General features: G+C 68.8%; 14 protein-coding genes and 1 tRNA gene. 2 read left to right on the top strand and 13 right to left on the bottom strand.

Annotated elements, in window-relative coordinates:
- Positions 1–12: 12 nt before the first annotated feature.
- From prmC to ACFVYF_RS21535, 11 genes are all read right to left on the bottom strand, one after another.
- Complete coding sequence (gene prmC / locus ACFVYF_RS21585) at positions 13–858, bottom strand: peptide chain release factor N(5)-glutamine methyltransferase (protein ID WP_389457563.1); 846 nt, start codon at positions 856–858, stop codon at positions 13–15.
- 78 nt (positions 859–936) lie between these two features.
- Positions 937–2,013, bottom strand: coding sequence for a peptide chain release factor 1 (gene prfA, locus ACFVYF_RS21580; protein ID WP_389457561.1), 1,077 nt, complete (start codon positions 2,011–2,013; stop codon positions 937–939).
- A 138-nt stretch (positions 2,014–2,151) separates the two neighbouring features.
- The gene (gene rpmE, locus ACFVYF_RS21575) at positions 2,152–2,373 is read right to left on the bottom strand and encodes a 50S ribosomal protein L31 (RefSeq protein ID WP_383290642.1); all 222 of its coding nucleotides are present in this window, start codon (positions 2,371–2,373) and stop codon (positions 2,152–2,154) included.
- A gap of 203 nt (positions 2,374–2,576) precedes the next feature.
- Positions 2,577–3,716, bottom strand: coding sequence for an LCP family protein (locus ACFVYF_RS21570; RefSeq protein WP_389457559.1), 1,140 nt, complete (start codon positions 3,714–3,716; stop codon positions 2,577–2,579).
- A gap of 383 nt (positions 3,717–4,099) precedes the next feature.
- The gene (gene rho, locus ACFVYF_RS21565; RefSeq protein ID WP_389457557.1) at positions 4,100–6,166 is read right to left on the bottom strand and encodes a transcription termination factor Rho; all 2,067 of its coding nucleotides are present in this window, start codon (positions 6,164–6,166) and stop codon (positions 4,100–4,102) included.
- Between the two features lie 391 nt (positions 6,167–6,557).
- Positions 6,558–7,487, bottom strand: a complete 930-nt coding sequence (thrB, locus tag ACFVYF_RS21560) for a homoserine kinase (RefSeq protein ID WP_389457555.1) — start codon at positions 7,485–7,487, stop codon at positions 6,558–6,560.
- Positions 7,488–7,711: 224 nt separating this feature from the next.
- Positions 7,712–8,770, bottom strand: coding sequence for a threonine synthase (gene thrC / locus ACFVYF_RS21555; protein WP_389457553.1), 1,059 nt, complete (start codon positions 8,768–8,770; stop codon positions 7,712–7,714).
- A 6-nt stretch (positions 8,771–8,776) separates the two neighbouring features.
- Complete coding sequence (locus ACFVYF_RS21550) at positions 8,777–10,069, bottom strand: homoserine dehydrogenase (protein WP_389457552.1); 1,293 nt, start codon at positions 10,067–10,069, stop codon at positions 8,777–8,779.
- Between the two features lie 158 nt (positions 10,070–10,227).
- On the bottom strand, positions 10,228–11,619 hold the full coding sequence (gene lysA, locus ACFVYF_RS21545) for a diaminopimelate decarboxylase (protein ID WP_389457551.1): 1,392 nt from the start codon (positions 11,617–11,619) through the stop codon (positions 10,228–10,230).
- Between the two features lie 7 nt (positions 11,620–11,626).
- Positions 11,627–12,781: an ArgS-related anticodon-binding protein NrtL gene (gene nrtL / locus ACFVYF_RS21540; RefSeq protein WP_389457549.1), complete on the bottom strand. Its 1,155-nt coding sequence runs from the start codon at positions 12,779–12,781 to the stop codon at positions 11,627–11,629.
- Between the two features lie 130 nt (positions 12,782–12,911).
- The gene (locus ACFVYF_RS21535; RefSeq protein ID WP_389457547.1) at positions 12,912–13,517 is read right to left on the bottom strand and encodes a response regulator; all 606 of its coding nucleotides are present in this window, start codon (positions 13,515–13,517) and stop codon (positions 12,912–12,914) included.
- A 148-nt stretch (positions 13,518–13,665) separates the two neighbouring features.
- Here ACFVYF_RS21535 and ACFVYF_RS21530 point away from each other — a divergent pair.
- Positions 13,666–13,737 (top strand) — tRNA-Arg (locus ACFVYF_RS21530).
- A gap of 609 nt (positions 13,738–14,346) precedes the next feature.
- Positions 14,347–15,036 (top strand): pentapeptide repeat-containing protein, encoded by a 690-nt coding sequence (locus tag ACFVYF_RS21525; RefSeq protein WP_389457545.1) that lies wholly within the window; start codon positions 14,347–14,349, stop codon positions 15,034–15,036.
- Positions 15,037–15,080: 44 nt separating this feature from the next.
- On the opposite strand, the gene ACFVYF_RS21520 is transcribed toward ACFVYF_RS21525, so the two are convergent.
- Positions 15,081–16,523 carry a tyrosine-type recombinase/integrase gene (locus tag ACFVYF_RS21520; RefSeq protein ID WP_389457544.1) on the bottom strand — a complete coding sequence of 481 codons (1,443 nt, stop codon included), beginning with the start codon at positions 16,521–16,523 and terminating at the stop codon, positions 15,081–15,083.
- Positions 16,520–16,711, bottom strand: coding sequence for an AlpA family transcriptional regulator (locus ACFVYF_RS21515; protein WP_093591720.1), 192 nt, complete (start codon positions 16,709–16,711; stop codon positions 16,520–16,522). The genes ACFVYF_RS21520 and ACFVYF_RS21515 overlap by 4 nt, the downstream gene beginning before the upstream one ends.
- Between the last annotated feature and the right edge of the window lie 70 nt (positions 16,712–16,781).

Below are 16,781 nucleotides of genomic sequence, written 5' to 3'. Positions count from 1 at the left end.
CGGTGGGCGTGCTCACGGCATCGCCCTGCGTGCGGTCGCGAACCGCGGCCGGTTGTTGAGGTCCGGGTGATCGGCCGCGTCGGCCCAGCCCCGCTCCTCGGTGAAGATCCACGGCACCTGTCCGCCCTGGGTGTCGGCATGCTCGATGACGACGACACCGCCCGGGCGCAGCAGGCGATGTGCGGTGCGCTCGATGCCCCGGATCAGGTCGAGGCCGTCCTCCCCTGAGAACAGGGCGAGTTCGGGATCGTAGTCCCGGGCCTCGGGCTGGACGTACTCCCACTCCGTGAGCGGGATGTACGGCGGGTTGGAGATGACGAGGTCCACATGGCCGTCGAGGTCGGGGAAGGCCTCCAGGGCGTCTCCCTGGCGCAGGTCGACCCTGGACCCCTCGACGTTCTTGCGCGTCCACTGGAGGGCGTCCTCGGACAGCTCCACGGCGTGTACCCGGGAGCGCGGGACCTCCTGCGCGAGGGCGAGCGCGATGGCGCCGGAGCCCGTGCACAGGTCCACGATCAGCGGTTCCACGACGTCCATCGCGCGGACGGCGTCTATGGCCCAGCCGACGACGGACTCGGTCTCCGGCCGGGGCACGAACACCCCTGGCCCGACCTGGAGTTCCAGATAACGGAAGTAGGCCCGCCCGGTGATGTGCTGGAGCGGCTCGCGGGCCTCGCGGCGCGCGGTCACCTCCCAGTAGCGGGCGTCGAAGTCCGTGTCCTTGACGGTGTGCAGCTCGCCCCGCTTCACGCCGTGCACGAACGCGGCGAGCTCCTCCGCGTCATTGCGCGGCGAGGGCACGCCGGCGTCGGCCAGCCGCTGGGTGGCCTGGGCCACTTCCGCGAGCAGCAGGTTCACGCTGGTCCTCCGGGGGCTGAGCTGTTGTCGTCGTACGGCTACGACTGTTGTCCACGTGCCTGGTCGGCGGTACGGCTCTTACGCGGCGGCGAGCTTGGCAGCCGAGTCCGCGTCGACGCACGCCTGGATCATGGCGTCGAGGTCCCCGTCGAGCACCTGGTCCAAGTTGTACGCCTTGAAGCCGACGCGGTGGTCCGAGATGCGGTTCTCCGGGAAGTTGTACGTACGGATCTTCTCGGAGCGGTCGACGGTGCGGACCTGGCTGCGGCGGGCGTCCGCGGCCTCCCGCTCCGCTTCCTCCTGGGCCGCCGCGAGGAGCCTGGAGCGCAGGATACGCATCGCCTGCTCCTTGTTCTGCAGCTGGCTCTTCTCGTTCTGGCAGGAGGCGACGACTCCGGTGGGAATGTGCGTGATGCGTACCGCGGAGTCCGTGGTGTTGACGGACTGGCCACCGGGGCCCGACGAACGGTAGACGTCGATGCGCAGGTCGTTCGCGTGGATCTCGACGTCGACCTCCTCGGCCTCGGGCGTGACCAGGACGCCGGCGGCGGAGGTGTGGATCCGGCCCTGTGACTCGGTCGAGGGCACGCGCTGCACCCGGTGCACTCCGCCCTCGTACTTCAGGCGGGCCCAGACGCCCTGTCCCGGCTCGGTGGCACCCTGGCCGCCCTTGGTCTTCACGGCGACCTGGACGTCCTTGTAGCCGCCGAGCTCGGACTCGGTGGAGTCGATGATCTCGGTCTTCCAGCCGACGCGCTCGGCGTAGCGCAGATACATGCGCAGCAGGTCACCGGCGAACAGCGCCGACTCGTCGCCGCCCGCGCCCGCCTTGATCTCGAGGATGACGTCCTTGTCGTCGCTGGGGTCGCGCGGGACCAGCAGCAGGCGCAGCTTCTCGGTGAGCACCTCGCGCTGCTTCTCCAGGTCCTTGACCTCGGCGGCGAAATCGGGGTCGTCGGCGACGAACTCCTTCGCCGTCTCGATGTCCTCCCCGGTCTGCTTCCAGGAGCGGTACGTCGCGACGATCGGGGTCAGCTCGGCGTAGCGCTTGCCCAGCTTGCGCGCGTTGGCCTGGTCGGCGTGGACCGACGGGTCAGCGAGCTTCGTCTCCAGATCGGCGTGCTCGCCGATGAGTTCCTCGACCGCCTCGAACATCTCCGGCTCCAATGGGCTGTCCCGCGGCTCGTCAGGAGCGTGGGGACGTAGGTACTACGACGAATGGGGGCTGCACCGCAAAGCGCCGGTCCCGATGCCCCCTGCGCGGGGGCACCGGAGACCGGCGCTGTGGGCTCGCTACTTCTTGGCAGCGGCAGCCTTGCCGAAGCGGGCCTCGAAGCGGGCCACACGGCCACCGGTGTCGAGGATCTTCTGCTTGCCCGTGTAGAACGGGTGGCACTCGGAGCAGACCTCGGCGCGGACGGTGCCGCTGGAGATCGTGCTGCGGGTGATGAACGACGCGCCACAGGTGCAGCTGACCTGCGTCTCGACGTACTCGGGGTGGATGTCGCGCTTCAAGGTGTCTCCTAGTTTCGGGAGGGCGCCGGGTCGCCGCCGCGGATTGCGGGAGCGTGAACCGGAGCCGACGTACCAGTCTGCCAGGACTGGCGTCATCCCCCAAAACCGGGGGGACGGATGATCTATTCCCGACGCGGGTCCGAGGACGGTCCGGCGGGAGTCCTACGAGGGTCCGCCGGCGGTCCGACGGAGGCGCGCGCGGCTCAGCCGGAGCTGACGACGCCCTTCGCGTCACCGCCGGCCGTGCCCTCGGTGGCCGCCTTCGGGATCGCCCGGTCGTTCTTGAGCGCGTCCCAGACCAGCTGCGCCTTGGACTTGTCGACCAGGACGCGGTTGGCGTTCGCACTGTCGTACTGGACCGGCATCGTCACCATGTTCATCTTCGACGAGCTGATGCCCTTCAGGCCGCTCGCGAAGGACGCGAGGTCCTTGACGGAGGCGAGGTCGGAGTCGGTGGTGACCGTCTTCGTCGCCGTGTCGGCGAGGTCGTACAGCTTCTTCGGGCTGGTCAGCACGCCGAGGTCCTTGACCTGGTTGACCAGGGCCTTGATGAACGCCTGCTGGAGCTGGATGCGGCCGAGGTCGGAGCCGTCGCCCACGCCGTGCCGGGTGCGGACCAGGCCGAGTGCCTGCTCGCCGTCGAGCGTGTGCTTGCCGGCCTTCAGGTTCAGATGGCTGTCCGGGTCGGCGATGTCCTTGGTGGTGGTGATGTCCACCCCGCCCAGGTCGTCGATGAGCTTCTGGAAGCCGCTGAAGTCGACCTCGACGTAGTGGTCCATGCGGATGCCGCTCATGGACTCGACGGTCTTCACCGCGCAGGCGGCGCCGCCGGTGGAGTACGCCGAGTTGAACATGACGCTCGACGCGGCGTCGTGCGTGGTGCCCTTGGAGTCCGTGCAGGAGGGCCGGTCGACGAGGGTGTCGCGGGGTATGGAGACCACGCTGGCCTTCTTGTGGCCCTCGTAGACGTGCACGATCATCGCCGTGTCCGAGCGGGCGCTGCCGTCGTCCGTACCGCCGCCGAGCTGCTTGTTCGTGCCGGAGCGGGTGTCCGAGCCCAGGACGAGGATGTCCTCGGAGCCGTTGTCGACGTTCTGCGGCCGGTCACTGCCGAGTGCCTGGTTGATGTCGACGCTCTTGATGTTGCCGTTGAGCTTGAAGTACACGTAGCCGACACCGGTGCCGCCCAGGACGACGACGCCCGCCGCGGCCCAGGCCGTGATCAGCAGGGCCTTGCGGCGCTTGCTGCGGGTCTTGCGACGGCGGCCCTTCGCGCGGCGGCGCGGCCCGGTGGTACCGGGTTCGGGCGGTGTGCCGGGTTCCGGCATGCTCTCGGCAGACATGTGCTCCTCAGTCCTCGTTCGGTCGGTTACCCCCTGCTTTCAGGGCTAGGCCCGGTCGGGCCTTCGGCCCGGTCCGTCGTGACGCGTACGGCTCCATGGTCACTCCGTACGGTCAGACGGCGAAACTCGGAAAAGGGTTGCACAACGCCGCATGTCCGCCGGGTATGGCGGTGGCCACGCAGCGTGATCACGAATCCGCGCGAAACGGCGCTCACCTGCGATTTCAGGCCACCGAGCCGACCCCCCGACGACCCGCCCCGCTCGTCATCCCTGTGGCACAGATCTCGGTCATGGCCTTACCGGTGGTCTTGTCCGGCCGGCACGCCGAGGGCCGCCCCCCATGAAGCGGGAGCGGCCCTCGGCGTGGATCAGCAGGGAAAGCGTCAGTCGTTGCCGTTGCCCGGCGACGGCGTCGTCTTCGCGATCTGCATCAGGAACTCGGCGTTCGACTTCGTCTGCTTCATCTTGTCCAGCAGCAGCTCGATGGCCTGCTGCGAGTCGAGCGCGTGCAGCACCCGGCGCAGCTTCCAGACGATCGCCAGCTCCTCGGGGTTGAGGAGGATCTCTTCCTTACGGGTACCGGACGGGTCGACGTCCACCGCGGGGAAGATGCGCTTGTCGGCGAGCTTCCGGTCGAGCTTGAGCTCCATGTTGCCGGTGCCCTTGAACTCCTCGAAGATCACCTCGTCCATGCGCGAGCCGGTGTCGACGAGCGCGGTGGCCAGGATGGTCAGCGAGCCGCCGTCCTCGATGTTGCGCGCGGCACCGAAGAAGCGCTTCGGCGGGTACAGCGCGGTCGAGTCGACACCACCGGACAGGATGCGGCCGGAGGCCGGGGCGGCGAGGTTGTACGCACGGCCCAGACGCGTGATCGAGTCCAGGAGCACGACGACGTCGTGGCCCAGTTCCACCAGACGCTTGGCGCGCTCGATGGCGAGCTCGGCGACCGTGGTGTGGTCCTCGGCCGGGCGGTCGAAGGTCGAGGAGATGACCTCGCCCTTGACCGACCGCTGCATGTCGGTGACCTCTTCCGGACGCTCGTCGACCAGGACGACCATCAGGTGGCACTCGGGGTTGTTGTGCGTGATCGCGTTGGCGATCGCCTGCATGATCATGGTCTTACCGGTCTTCGGCGGGGCCACGATCAGACCGCGCTGGCCCTTACCGATCGGCGACACGAGGTCGATGATGCGGGTGGTCAGCACGCCCGGGTCGGTCTCCAGACGGAGCCGGTCCTGCGGGTAAAGGGGCGTCAGCTTGTTGAACTCCGGGCGGCCGCGGCCGGATTCGGCGGCCATGCCGTTCGCGGAGTCGAGACGGACCAGCGCGTTGAACTTCTCGCGGCGCTCGCCGTCCTTGGGCTGGCGGACCGCACCGGTGACGTGGTCACCCTTGCGCAGGCCGTTCTTGCGGACCTGGGCGAGGGAGACGTACACGTCGTTCGGGCCCGGCAGGTAGCCGGACGTACGGATGAACGCGTAGTTGTCGAGGATGTCCAGGATTCCCGCGACGGGGATCAGCACATCGTCGTCGGCGACCTGCGGCTCACCGGCGGCGAACTCGTCACGGCCGCGACGGCCCCGACGGTCCCGGTAGCGCCCGCGACGGCCGCGGCGGCCGCCCTCGAAGTCGTCGTCGTCCTGCGGGCCGTTGTCACGCTGCTGCCGGTCCTGGCGGTCCTGACGGCCGCCGCCCTGCTGCTGCCGGTCCTGGCGGTCCTGACGCTGCTGGCCGCCACCACCCTGGCCCTGCTGCTGCTCGTCGCCCTTGCCACGGCGGTCGCGGTCACGGCCACCGCGGTCTCCGCGGTCACTCCGGTCCCCGCGCTGGCGGTCGCGACGGCCCTGCCGGCCGTCCTCGCCGGCGTCGCCCTTGGCGTCGACGGACGCCTCGGTCCGGGTGTCGTTCTTCGCCTCGGCGGCGACCGTCTCGGGGCTGCCCGCCTCGGCGGTGGCCCGGCGCCGGCGGCGGTCACCCGCGGGGGCGTCGTCTCCGCCACGCTCGGCTTCGCTCGCGCGGGCGGGGCCGCCGGCCGGCTGGCCGGGAATGTCGATCTGCTGCTGGGCCACGGCCTTGTCGGCCTTCTCCGCCTGCTTGTCGGCGGTCTTCGCGGCGGGCGCGGCCTCGTCACCCGTACGGGCCTTGGAGGTGGCCCGGCGCTTCGGCTTGGTCTCGTCGGCGGTCTTGGCCGACGCGCCCGAAGCGGCCTGGGAGCCCCCGGCCTGCGCCTCCTTGATGACCTCGATCAGCTGGCTCTTGCGCATCCGCGCGGTGCCCCTGATGCCGAGGCCGGATGCGACCTGCTGCAGCTCGGCCAGCACCATGCCCTCGAGGCCGGTACCGCGGCGCCGCCGGGAGCCGGCACCGGTGGCAGGCGCGGAGGCGTCCGTGGCGGGCGCGGCAGCGGTCTCCTCGACACGTGCGCCCATCAGATCGGTGGTGTCGCTCACGAAGGGTCCTTCCCTGGAGCGGACGTCGGCCTGTCTGGCTCGGCGACCGGTTGTGCTGTCCGGCTTTGGTCCTGTCTCTGTGGACCGTGCCGGGGCGGTGGTCCGCCTAAGCGGCGGAAGAAATATCTGGTGATGACGATTCCTGAGGCGTGGCACGGAGTGTCTGTGTCACGTGGCTCGGTCACGCCGGTTCCGGAGCGTGCTCGGCAAACCGCTCAGTGTCCTCGTACGACGTACGCAACACAGTGCGGCTTGGGAGGCTCCCGGAAGAATGGTTGTCCCGGACGGGGACGTGAAGCACCTCGCCATGGCTGGGGCAGGTGCAGACTTGAGGTTAACACTACCGGATCCAACAAACATTCCCCCTCTCGAAATCCGGCAACCGTGGCTCCTAATGCACGCTGACAGGCGCGAGCGGCAGCACGCTGGCCCCCTCCACGTCGAGGTCCAGCCGGTTGGCCGCCCAGCCCTGACCGGCGAGATCGGCGACCTTGTCGGCGCTCGCCTCGTCGACCAGTGCCAGCACCGTGGGTCCGGCGCCGGAGATCACCGCGGGCACCGAGTCGGCCCGCAGCCGCTCCACCAGAGCCGCGCTCTCCGGCATGGCCGGGGCGCGGTAGTCCTGGTGCAGTCGGTCTTCGGTGGCGGGCAGCAGCAGCTCGGGGCGCCTGGTGAGGGCCTCGACGAGTAGTGCGGCGCGGCCCGCGTTGGCGGCGGCGTCGACGTGCGGGACGGTGCGCGGCAGCAGTCCCCGGGCGGTCTCCGTGAGGACCGGCTTTCCGGGTACGAAAACCACCGGAACGATGGAATCCGCGGGGTCCAGCCTGATCGCGCGGGCCGCGCCGCCCTCCATCCAGGAGAGCGTGAAGCCGCCGAGGAGACAGGCCGCGACATTGTCGGGGTGTCCCTCGATCTCGGTGGCGAGCTCCAGCAGGGCCGTGTCGTCGAGCCTGCTGTCACCGCCTATGGTCACGGCGCGCGCGGCGACGATGCCGGCGCAGATGGCGGCCGACGAGGAGCCGAGGCCGCGGCCGTGCGGGATGCGGTTGGCGCAGACGATCTCGAGGCCGCGCGGCTGTCCGCCCAGCAGGTCGAAGGCGGTGCGCAGGGAACGTACGAGCAGGTGGTTCTCGTCGCGCGGGAGGGTCTCGCCGCCCTCACCCGCGATGTCGATGTGCAGCCCGGAGTCGGCCACCCGGACGACCACGTCGTCGTACAGCCCCAGTGACAGGCCGAAGGCGTCGAAGCCCGGGCCGAGGTTGGCACTGGTGGCGGGGACGCGCACCCGGACGGCGGCGGCGCGGAACGCTGGACCGGCCATCGCTCGATGACTCTCCTTGAGCTGCGTGATGTGCGAGATTTCCGAAGAACTGCGAGACGTACGAAGACCCGGAGGCCGCTATGACGGCGCGGCACCGCGGCATATGCGGCGGGCGGGTTCGGTACAGCCTATCGAAGGAAGGTTCTGTGGCGACATAGGGCGCACGGGAGGCGCACGATGCGTGTCGTAAGCCCCCTGTGCACCCCCCGTCGGGTGTTCCCTCGTTATGCGAGACCGAGGCGTTCGGCGGCGGTGACCGCGTCCACCGGAACCGTCACCGGCTGCGGGGCGCCCGCGACGGCCCAGTCCGGGTCCTTGAGCCCGTTTCCGGTGACCGTGCAGACGATCCGCTGGCCGGGGTCGACCAGGCCGCGCTCGGCGGCCTTCAGCAGACCGGCGACGGACGCGGCGGAGGCGGGCTCCACGAAGACGCCCTCCTGCGCGGCCAACAGCCGGTAGGCGCGCAGGATCTCACGGTCCGTCACCTCGTCGATGAGGCCCCCCGATTCGTCCCGCGCGGCCAGCGCGAACTTCCAGGACGCCGGGTTGCCGATGCGGATCGCGGTGGCGATGGTCGACGGGTCCTTGACGACCTCGCCGCGCACGATGGGCGCGGAACCGGAGGCCTGGAATCCCCACATGCGGGGGGTCCGCGCGGCGATCCCGTCGGCGGCGTACTCGGTGTAGCCCTTCCAGTACGCGGTGATGTTGCCCGCGTTGCCCACCGGGAGGACGTGGATGTCGGGCGCGTCGCCGAGCATGTCGACGATCTCGAAGGCGGCCGTCTTCTGGCCCTCGATGCGTACCGGGTTCACCGAATTGACCAGCGCGACCGGGTAGTTGTCGGAGAGCGCGCGCGCCAGCGTCAGGCAGTCGTCGAAGTTTCCGTCGACCTGGAGGATCTTCGCGCCGTGGATGAGGGCCTGGCCCATCTTGCCGAGCGCGATCTTGCCCTGCGGCACGAGGACGGCGGAGACCATCCCCGCGCGGACGGCGTAAGCGGCCGCGGACGCCGACGTGTTGCCGGTGGAGGCGCAGATGACGGCCTTCGCGCCCTCCTCCTTGGCCCGGGTGATGGCCATGGTCATACCGCGGTCCTTGAAGGACCCCGTCGGGTTGGCGCCCTCCACCTTGAGGTGGACCTCGCAGCCCGTGCGCTCGGAGAGAACCTGCGCGGGCACGAGCGGCGTACCGCCCTCGCGGAGCGTCACGACCTCCGTGCTGTCGGACACCGGAAGCCGGTCCCGGTACTCCTCGATGATTCCGCGCCATTGGTGGGTCATTGCTGGTTACTCTCCTTCAACCCGCATGATGCTGGCGACACCCCGGACGGTGTCGAGGCTGCGCAGCGCTTCGACGACCCCGTTGAGAGACGCGTCGGACGCTCGATGGGTGACGACGACGAGAGAGGCCTCACCGTCCTTGCCCTGCTGCCGCACGGTATCGATGGACACCCCGTGCTCGGCGAAGACGGTGGCCACCTGGGCGAGAACACCCGGTTTGTCGGCCACGTCCAGACTGATGTGGTAGCGCGTGACGACCTCGCCCATGGGGCTCACCGGAAGCTGCGCGTAGGCGGAGTCGCCCGGTCCGGTCGCTCCGCTGAGCCGGTTGCGGCATACGGCGACCAGGTCACCGAGGACGGCGGAGGCGGTCGGCGCGCCACCCGCGCCGGGGCCGTAGAACATGAGCTGACCCGCGGCGTCCGACTCGACGAACACGGCGTTGTACGCGCCGCGCACGGAGGAGAGCGGATGGCTGAGCGGAATCATGGCCGGGTGCACGCGCGCCGTGACGGAGCCGCCGTCGGCCGCCCGCTCACAGATGGCGAGCAGCTTGATGGTGCAGCCCATCTGCCGCGCCGAGGCGAAGTCGGCGGAGGTCACCTCGATCATGCCCTCGCGGTACACGTCGTCGAGGCGTACGCGCGTGTGGAAGGCGATTCCGGCGAGGATCGCGGCCTTGGCGGCGGCGTCGAAGCCCTCCACGTCGGCGGTGGGGTCGGCCTCCGCGTACCCGAGCGCGGTGGCCTCGTCGAGGGCCTCCTGATAGCCCGCGCCGGTGGAGTCCATCTTGTCGAGGATGAAGTTCGTCGTTCCGTTGACGATGCCGAGCACCCGGTTGACCTTGTCGCCGGCGAGGGACTCGCGCAGCGGGCGGATGAGCGGGATCGCGCCGGCGACGGCGGCCTCGTAATAGAGGTCCCGGCCGTGCTCCTCGGCGGCAGCGTGCAGCGCGGCGCCGTCCTGGGCGAGCAGCGCCTTGTTGGCGGAGACGACGGAGGCGCCGTGCTCGAAGGCGGTGGTGATGAGCGTACGAGCCGGCTCGATGCCGCCGATGACCTCGACGACGACGTCGATGTCCCCGCGCTTGACCAGGGCGGTCGCGTCCGTGGTGACCAGCGCGGAGTCGATGCCCTCGCGCACCTTGGAGGGCCGGCGGACGGCGACACCGGCCAGTTCCACCGGGGCCCCGATGCGCGCGGCGAGGTCTTCGGCGTGCGTCGTCATGATGCGCGCCACCTCTGAGCCGACAACCCCACAGCCCAGCAGCGCCACCTTCAGCGGACGCGTACGCATCATCCGACCTCGTTTCCTCATACCGTCTACGGTGGGACCAGTCTCACTCACCGGACGGGAGTTTCTATCCCATGTCCGGATCCTGAGACATCTATTTCATTTTCGCCGGGGCACGGGACCGAAGATCTTCCGTCGGCCCCGCGGCCACCGGCCGGCAGCTGTCAGCCGACATCCAGGCGGAGCAGATCCTCCTCCGTCTCCCGGCGCACGATCACCCGGGCCGCTCCGTCGTGGACGGCGACGACCGGCGGGCGCAGCGCGTGGTTGTAGTTGCTGGCCATGGACCGGCAGTACGCGCCGGTCGCGGGGACCGCGATCAGATCGCCGGGGGCCAGGTCGGACGGCAGGAAGGCGTCCTTCACGACGATGTCCCCGCTCTCGCAGTGCTTGCCGACGACGCGGACGAGCATGGGCTCGGCGTCACTCGTGCGCGACACCAGAGCGACGCTGTACTCGGCGTCGTACAGAGCGGTGCGAATGTTGTCGGACATGCCCCCGTCGACGGAGACGTAGGTGCGCAGGCCCTCGAGCGGCTTGATGGTGCCGACCTCGTACAGCGTGAAGGCGGTCGGCCCGACGATGGCGCGCCCCGGCTCGACCGAGATGCGCGGTGTGCGCAGCCTGGCGGCCTCGCACTCGCGGGTGACGATCTCGCTGAGCGCCTTGGCGATCTCGTGCGGCTCGCGCGGGTCGTCGTCGCTGGTGTACGCGATGCCGAGACCGCCGCCGAGGTCGATCTCGGGCAGCTCGACGCCATGCTCGTCGCGCACCGCGGCGAGCAGCGCCACGACCCGGCGGGCGGCGACCTCGAACCCGGCCATGTCGAAGATCTGCGACCCGATGTGGCTGTGGATGCCGATCAGTTCGAGCCCGTCGAGCGTGAGCGCACGCCGTACGGCCTCGGCGGCCTGGCCGTCCGCGAGCGCGATCCCGAACTTCTGGTCCTCGTGCGCCGTGGCGATGAACTCGTGGGTGTGCGCCTCCACGCCCACCGTCACCCGGATCTGCACGCGTTGCCGCTTGCCGAGGGACTGGGCGATGTGGGCGACGCGGACGATCTCCTGGAAGGAGTCGAGGACGATGCGTCCCACACCGCTCTCGATCGCCTCGGTGATCTCGCGGACGGACTTGTTGTTGCCGTGGAAGGCGATGCGGTCGGCGGGCATGCCGGCGGACAGCGCGGTGGCGAGCTCACCGCCCGAGCAGACGTCGAGGTTGAGTCCCTCTTCATGCAGCCAGCGCACGACGGCCCGGGACAGGAACGCCTTCCCGGCGTAGAACACGTCGGCGTCGTGCCCGAAGGCGGTACGCCAGGCACGCGCGCGTGCCCGGAAGTCGGCCTCGTCGACGAAGTAGGCGGGGGTGCCGAACTCCTCGGCGAGCCGCTGCACGCCGATACCTCCGACGCTGACGACTCCGTCCGGGTCACGGGTGACCGTCTGGGCCCACACCTTGGGGTCGAGGGCGTTGAGATCGGCGGGCGGGGCGCTGTAGTGCCCCTCGGGCAGCACATCGGCGTGACGGGGCCCGGCGGGGTGTGCGGAACGGCTCATTCTTCTCTCACAGGTAGTCAGGGGCGCTGATGCCGAGCAGGGACAGGCCACCGGCCAGCACCGTCCCGGCGGCTTCGGCGAGCGCGAGCCGGGCACGGTGGGCGGCCGAGGGTTTCTCGTCGCCGAGCGGCAGCACGGTGTGCTGAAAGCCGAGAAACGCGTCGGCGACGGCGACCAGCTGCCGGGCGACCCGGTCGGGCGCCCGATGGGTGGCGGCGGCACGCAGTGCACGGGGGTGGTCGGCGAGCGCGCGGAGCAGGTCTTCTACGGGGGTGGCCGGCTGGGGGGTGGCCGGCTTGGGGGTGGCCGACTTGGGGGTGGGGGGCGGTTGTACGTCGCCGGGGTGCGGCCGGTTTGCTGAATCGGCGGGTGCTTGTACGTCGCCGGGGTGCGGCTCGCGGGGTGCCGTCGCCCGTACGTCACCGGGGGTGCTGTGGAATCCCAGGTCGGCGGCGTTGCGCGTGAGGGCCCGGGTGCGGGCGTGGGCGTAGCGGACGCGGAAGAGGGGGTTGGCCGCGCGCTGCACGAGATGATCGGCGGTGATCCGCGGCCGGTCGTGGGCGGCGGGGTGGAGCAGGGCCCACCGGGCGGCGTCGGGGCCCAGGGGGGTGGGGTCTTCGGGTGCGGGGACCGGGCGCAGAACAACGGGCTCGGGTTCGCCCGCGCGCACGGCCCCGCGACCGGCGTCGCTCGTGCGCAGATGCTCGACCTCGGTGCGGCCACCCTGGGTCGCGATGATCCGGACGAGGGAGTCGGCGACGACCTCGGCTCGGATGTCGTACGGGATCCGCAGCCGCAGGATCTGACCGGCGAGGGCGTCGCTGTGGCCGTAGGAACCGCTCTGGATCTCGCTTACGAGACGGGCGGCGGCGTCGGCAGGCCCGTCGAGGTGGATGTTGAGGAACCCGGGCCCGGTGATCTCGACGTCGGCGACACCGTCGGTGCGCGTGAGGTGGGGCCGCAGGATCTCGGCGACCTGCAGGGGCGGCCGCCCGGAGGGCCGCGCCAGCTGCAACGCGATGGTGGTGGCGTAGTCCCCACGCCCGCCCGGCCCCGGCACGCTCACCACGGCCCGCGAGGGCACGGCCACGCTCAGCTCCCCCGCGTCCACAGCACGACGCACCGCGCGCAGCACGGTACGGGAGAGCTCGACGGGGGTCACGGGACAAGCGTAGGGGAGGAGGGGGGTGGGTATGCGAGTCGGTTTGGCGGAGGGTCCGGGATGTGGACGGGTGGGGGCGGGCGTACCGGCGTCGGCCGGTGTTGTTGCCTGGGCGCTGCCGCCTTCGACGTCAGTTACCGGCGCGGCCGGCGCGTTCGGGACCGCCGGCGGCGCGGGAGCTGCTGTGGGAAGTCCCGTGCGAGGTCCCATGGGGGCTTCCGTGGATGCTTCCGTGCGGGCTCGCGTGGGAGGTCCCATGAGAACTCCCCAGGGGGGCCAGCGCTCCGACGACCCCGCTCCCCCATTCCCCGTCCAGCTCCGGGCCCGCGCCCTCCCTGCTACCTCGCTCCATCAACTGCCGTACGAGCCGGACCAGTTCGGCGGGCTCGAAGGGCTTGGCGAGGAAGGCGTCGACACCGACGTCGAGCCCGCTCTCGACCTCGTACTGCGTACAGGCGCTGACGATGGCGAGGGGAACGCTCCGGGTGCGGGGGTCGGCACGCAGCCGGGCGGCGGTACGCAGTCCGTCGAGCCGGGGCATCACCACGTCCAGGGTGATGACGTCGGGCCGCACCTGATGAACGATGTCCAGGCACTCGGCACCGTCGGCAGCGGTCACGACCTCGATGCCCTCCAGCTCGAGGTTGACCCTGATCAGCTGCCGGATGACCTTGTTGTCGTCCACAACAAGCACCCGGCCGGACGCGCCTGGCACAACTCGAGAGTAGGTCCGCACCCACCACCGCGTCCGGGTTTTCCCGACTTCCACCCCTCCGGGTGACACCCCCCAGCTCAGGGCACCGCCCCCCACGGAAACCTGTTCATGGCACCCCCTCACTAGCTGGTAGGGTTCTACCCGTCGCCGCACACCAAGTGCCAGACACGCCCCCGTAGCTCAGGGGATAGAGCAACGGCCTCCGGAGCCGTGTGCGCAGGTTCGAATCCTGCCGGGGGCACTTCGCTTCAACCAGTCAGATCATGCGGTTGACCAGCGCAAGTGCCATGCATGAAGAGCGGGAACCAGTCTCACTGGGTCCCGCTCTTTGTCGTTGTTACGCGTTGATCGCGATAGACCTGCGCTAGACGGCCGTGCTCCGTCCGGCTTGTGACCGCGTGCATCCCCGCGAGACGATCGCGGCGAATCTTTGCTGCGAGGGGGTCCGAAGGTGCGGGCAAGGTCAGCGGTGGTTCGGGCGGTCGAAGCCCGGTGGAAGAGAAGCCGACGATGGGTAGCCGCGGCCGTTGCCACGATTCTCGCGACAGCGGGTGCCCTATTACTAATATTGGGTCCGGTCTCATGGTTCGTTGCTGGCAAAACAGTGCAGCACCTGTCCGGATCCGACCGGGCTGATGCGATAAACGCGGTCCGGCAAACAATCCTAGCCGCCCTAGCCGGCGCAACAGTCTTCGCTGGCCTTTCCTACACAGCACGCACATATCTCTTGTCGCGTCGAGGACAGGTTACTGAAAGATATCGGGGGGCAGTCGAGAACCTCGCCTCAGACAAGCTGGAGGTGCGCCTGGGAGCCGTCTACAGCCTCGAACATGTGCTATCCGAGTCTGCGATGGACCATGAAGCGATCGTCAGAGTGCTGGCAGGGTTCGTAAGGCACAAAACCCATAGAGGTAGGACAGGCGCCCCGTCCACTCTTCCTGAGCAACGGAACGATCTTGAGATCGCACACGATCTGAGCGGCCCTGAACTTTCCGCCGATATACAAGCTGCGATTGAGGTTCTGGCTCGCCGCCCTAAGCGGCCTGAAAACCGACGCCTCGATCTTCGCCATGCCAGCTTGGCCAGGCTCAGTCTGCGCCACTTCGAATTCGAGTCTCCGCCGCGCCTGGAATGGATGTTCCTTACCAGAGCAGACCTTCGGAATGCTGATCTACGAGGCGTGGTCATGAAGGGCAGCATTCTCAGTTCCGCAGATATGTGCTTTGCGTGGCTTTCCGACGCACGATGCGACCGGGCAGTCATGTATAGAGTTGACCTACGTGGCACCATGCTGAACAAAGCAACATTTGTCGAAACTTCCCTCGACGGAGCCGACCTGCGGGAAACGACTGGCCTGACAGCTCAGCAGCTTGCCTCAGCATTCATCGATGCGGAGACCCGCCTACCTGACCATTTGGTGCATGATCCCTGGGTGACCGCCAGGCTAGCTGACTGTGTAGCGTGGGCGGAGGGAAACCATACGAAGACCTGCCCTCCGCCAACGCCACAACCTCAACTACCGACTTCCGCATCTATTTGACGCCATTTGCGTCTGATAGACGCTCCGCACTTTGAACTCGACACTCACTCCTGCCGGGCAAGCTCCGCCTCGATCTTCCTGTTCATCACCTCTTCTTGACCATAGATACACCCTTCGTAGACGCGATGGATCACCTCAGGTGAATTGCCGACCCTCCGCGCCACCTCGGCCACGGGCACTCCAGCGTTCAACCATGTGGTGATGCAGGTATGCCGCAGGTCGTACGGCCGTCCTCCGAGGATGGACGCCTGAAGGTCCGGTGGAAGCGCGTACTCCCGAGCGTCCCGCCACACTCGCCAATAGGTACTGCTGCCCACGAGACCGCCCCTCTCGTTCGTGAAGAGCCGTCCGTCCTTGGCCGTGCCGAACTCCTTCAGGTGGGCGCGGAGCATGGCCACGAGCGGCGGGGGGATCGGGACCGGCCGGTCTTCCTTGGCTTCCCTGGACTTCAGACCGCGCTTGTCGTGGCGCTTTCCGCTGTCTGTCCACTGCTTGCCCGACACGGGGTGTGTGTCGTGAAGCGTCAGAACACCCCACCCCTTTTCGGGAAGGAAGCAATCAGCATTCCTGAGGCCCACAGCCTCACTCGGGCGGAGCCCCGCGAAGTACATGACCGCGTAGAAGCCCACCAGGCGCCGACCCCTCTTACGGTCCCATGTCCCGACGTACGAGACCGAGGCGAGGAGTTGAGCAGCCTGAATCTTGTTCACGAGAACGCGCGGGTCCACTCGGTCCGATGAAGCGCTCTTCACCCTCTTAATGGCGGTGAGTGGGTTCTCCATCAGAAGCTTGCGCTCTATGGCGTATTCAACTGCTGTGTTGAGCGCACGCCGACGGCGACGGGAAGTCTCCCCCGCCGCGGGGGTACCGTCCAGCTTGAAGGAGATCCGATACTGAACATCGCGAAGAATCTTCGGGTCCTCCAGCGAGGAGACGAGAAGCGACTTCTTGGATATCCACCCGTAGGCGTCTTCAAGTTCCTCCGGCGGGTCAAGTTCGGCGTGCTTGGGAATGACCGCCCATCGGAAGGCGAGACGCAACTCTTCCGGTGACGGCATTTTCTGTTCCTGCTCCACCAGTGCCAGCGTCACCGCGGCGAGCCCGTCGGCGATGCCCTCACGGGTCTTGGCCGCGGCGGTCGGCCAGCGCATCGCCATGTACTCGCGACAGAACGAGAGCCAGGGCAGTTCCTCACGGGCTTGCTCCGCGCTGACCTCGGCCCGTACCTCGGATTCAGGCAGACCACCCGTGATGCGGAATGCCTCGCCACGGCGCATTGCCTGCCACAGTTCAGATCTACGGCTCTCTGCGAGCGCCACCGTGGCGAAGGTGGCGCTACTGACCTTCCCTCCGACTTTCCAACGCAGTTGGTAGGGACGGGTCTTGCTCTGCGCTTTGGACACCTTCCACAGGCGGACATCGAGCGAAAACCCGTCCGGGGCCGAGCTGTTGTTCTGCTCGGCCCCGCTGTCGGTGTCCTTCGTCACGCGCTCTCCTCCAGCGTCTGGAGCCACCGACTGAGTTCGGACCGCCGGATTCGCACCGCGCCGTTCGGGAGCTTGATGGACTTCGGGCCCTTCTTGTACTGCCGCCAGCGGTAGAACGTCGCTCGCGGTACGCCTATCTCTTCGATCACTTCGGGGATGGTCAGCATCTCGTCGCGGGACTTGGCCACGACTCCTCCTTGGGCGAGAGAGCAAGGGAAGGTGATCGGACCGGCCGGAAGCCGCCACAGAAACCACGAA

The sequence above is a fragment of the Streptomyces sp. NPDC058274 genome (genome assembly GCF_042881375.1).
Classification (GTDB): domain Bacteria; phylum Actinomycetota; class Actinomycetes; order Streptomycetales; family Streptomycetaceae; genus Streptomyces.
This window is presented reverse-complemented; position numbering and strand designations above follow the sequence as displayed.

What these genes read in the sequence shown, in the direction of transcription:
- lysA (WP_389457551.1), bottom strand. Translation starts at nt 11,619, where the DNA reads ATGAGCCGTTCCGCACACCCCGCCGGGCCCCGTCACGCCGATGTGCTG.
- thrC (WP_389457553.1), bottom strand. Translation starts at nt 8,770, where the DNA reads ATGACCCACCAATGGCGCGGAATCATCGAGGAGTACCGGGACCGGCTT.
- prfA (WP_389457561.1), bottom strand. Translation starts at nt 2,013, where the DNA reads ATGTTCGAGGCGGTCGAGGAACTCATCGGCGAGCACGCCGATCTGGAG.
- ACFVYF_RS21570 (WP_389457559.1), bottom strand. Translation starts at nt 3,716, where the DNA reads ATGTCTGCCGAGAGCATGCCGGAACCCGGCACACCGCCCGAACCCGGT.
- ACFVYF_RS21550 (WP_389457552.1), bottom strand. Translation starts at nt 10,069, where the DNA reads ATGATGCGTACGCGTCCGCTGAAGGTGGCGCTGCTGGGCTGTGGGGTT.
- thrB (WP_389457555.1), bottom strand. Translation starts at nt 7,487, where the DNA reads ATGGCCGGTCCAGCGTTCCGCGCCGCCGCCGTCCGGGTGCGCGTCCCC.
- ACFVYF_RS21525 (WP_389457545.1), top strand. Translation starts at nt 14,347, where the DNA reads ATGGACCATGAAGCGATCGTCAGAGTGCTGGCAGGGTTCGTAAGGCAC.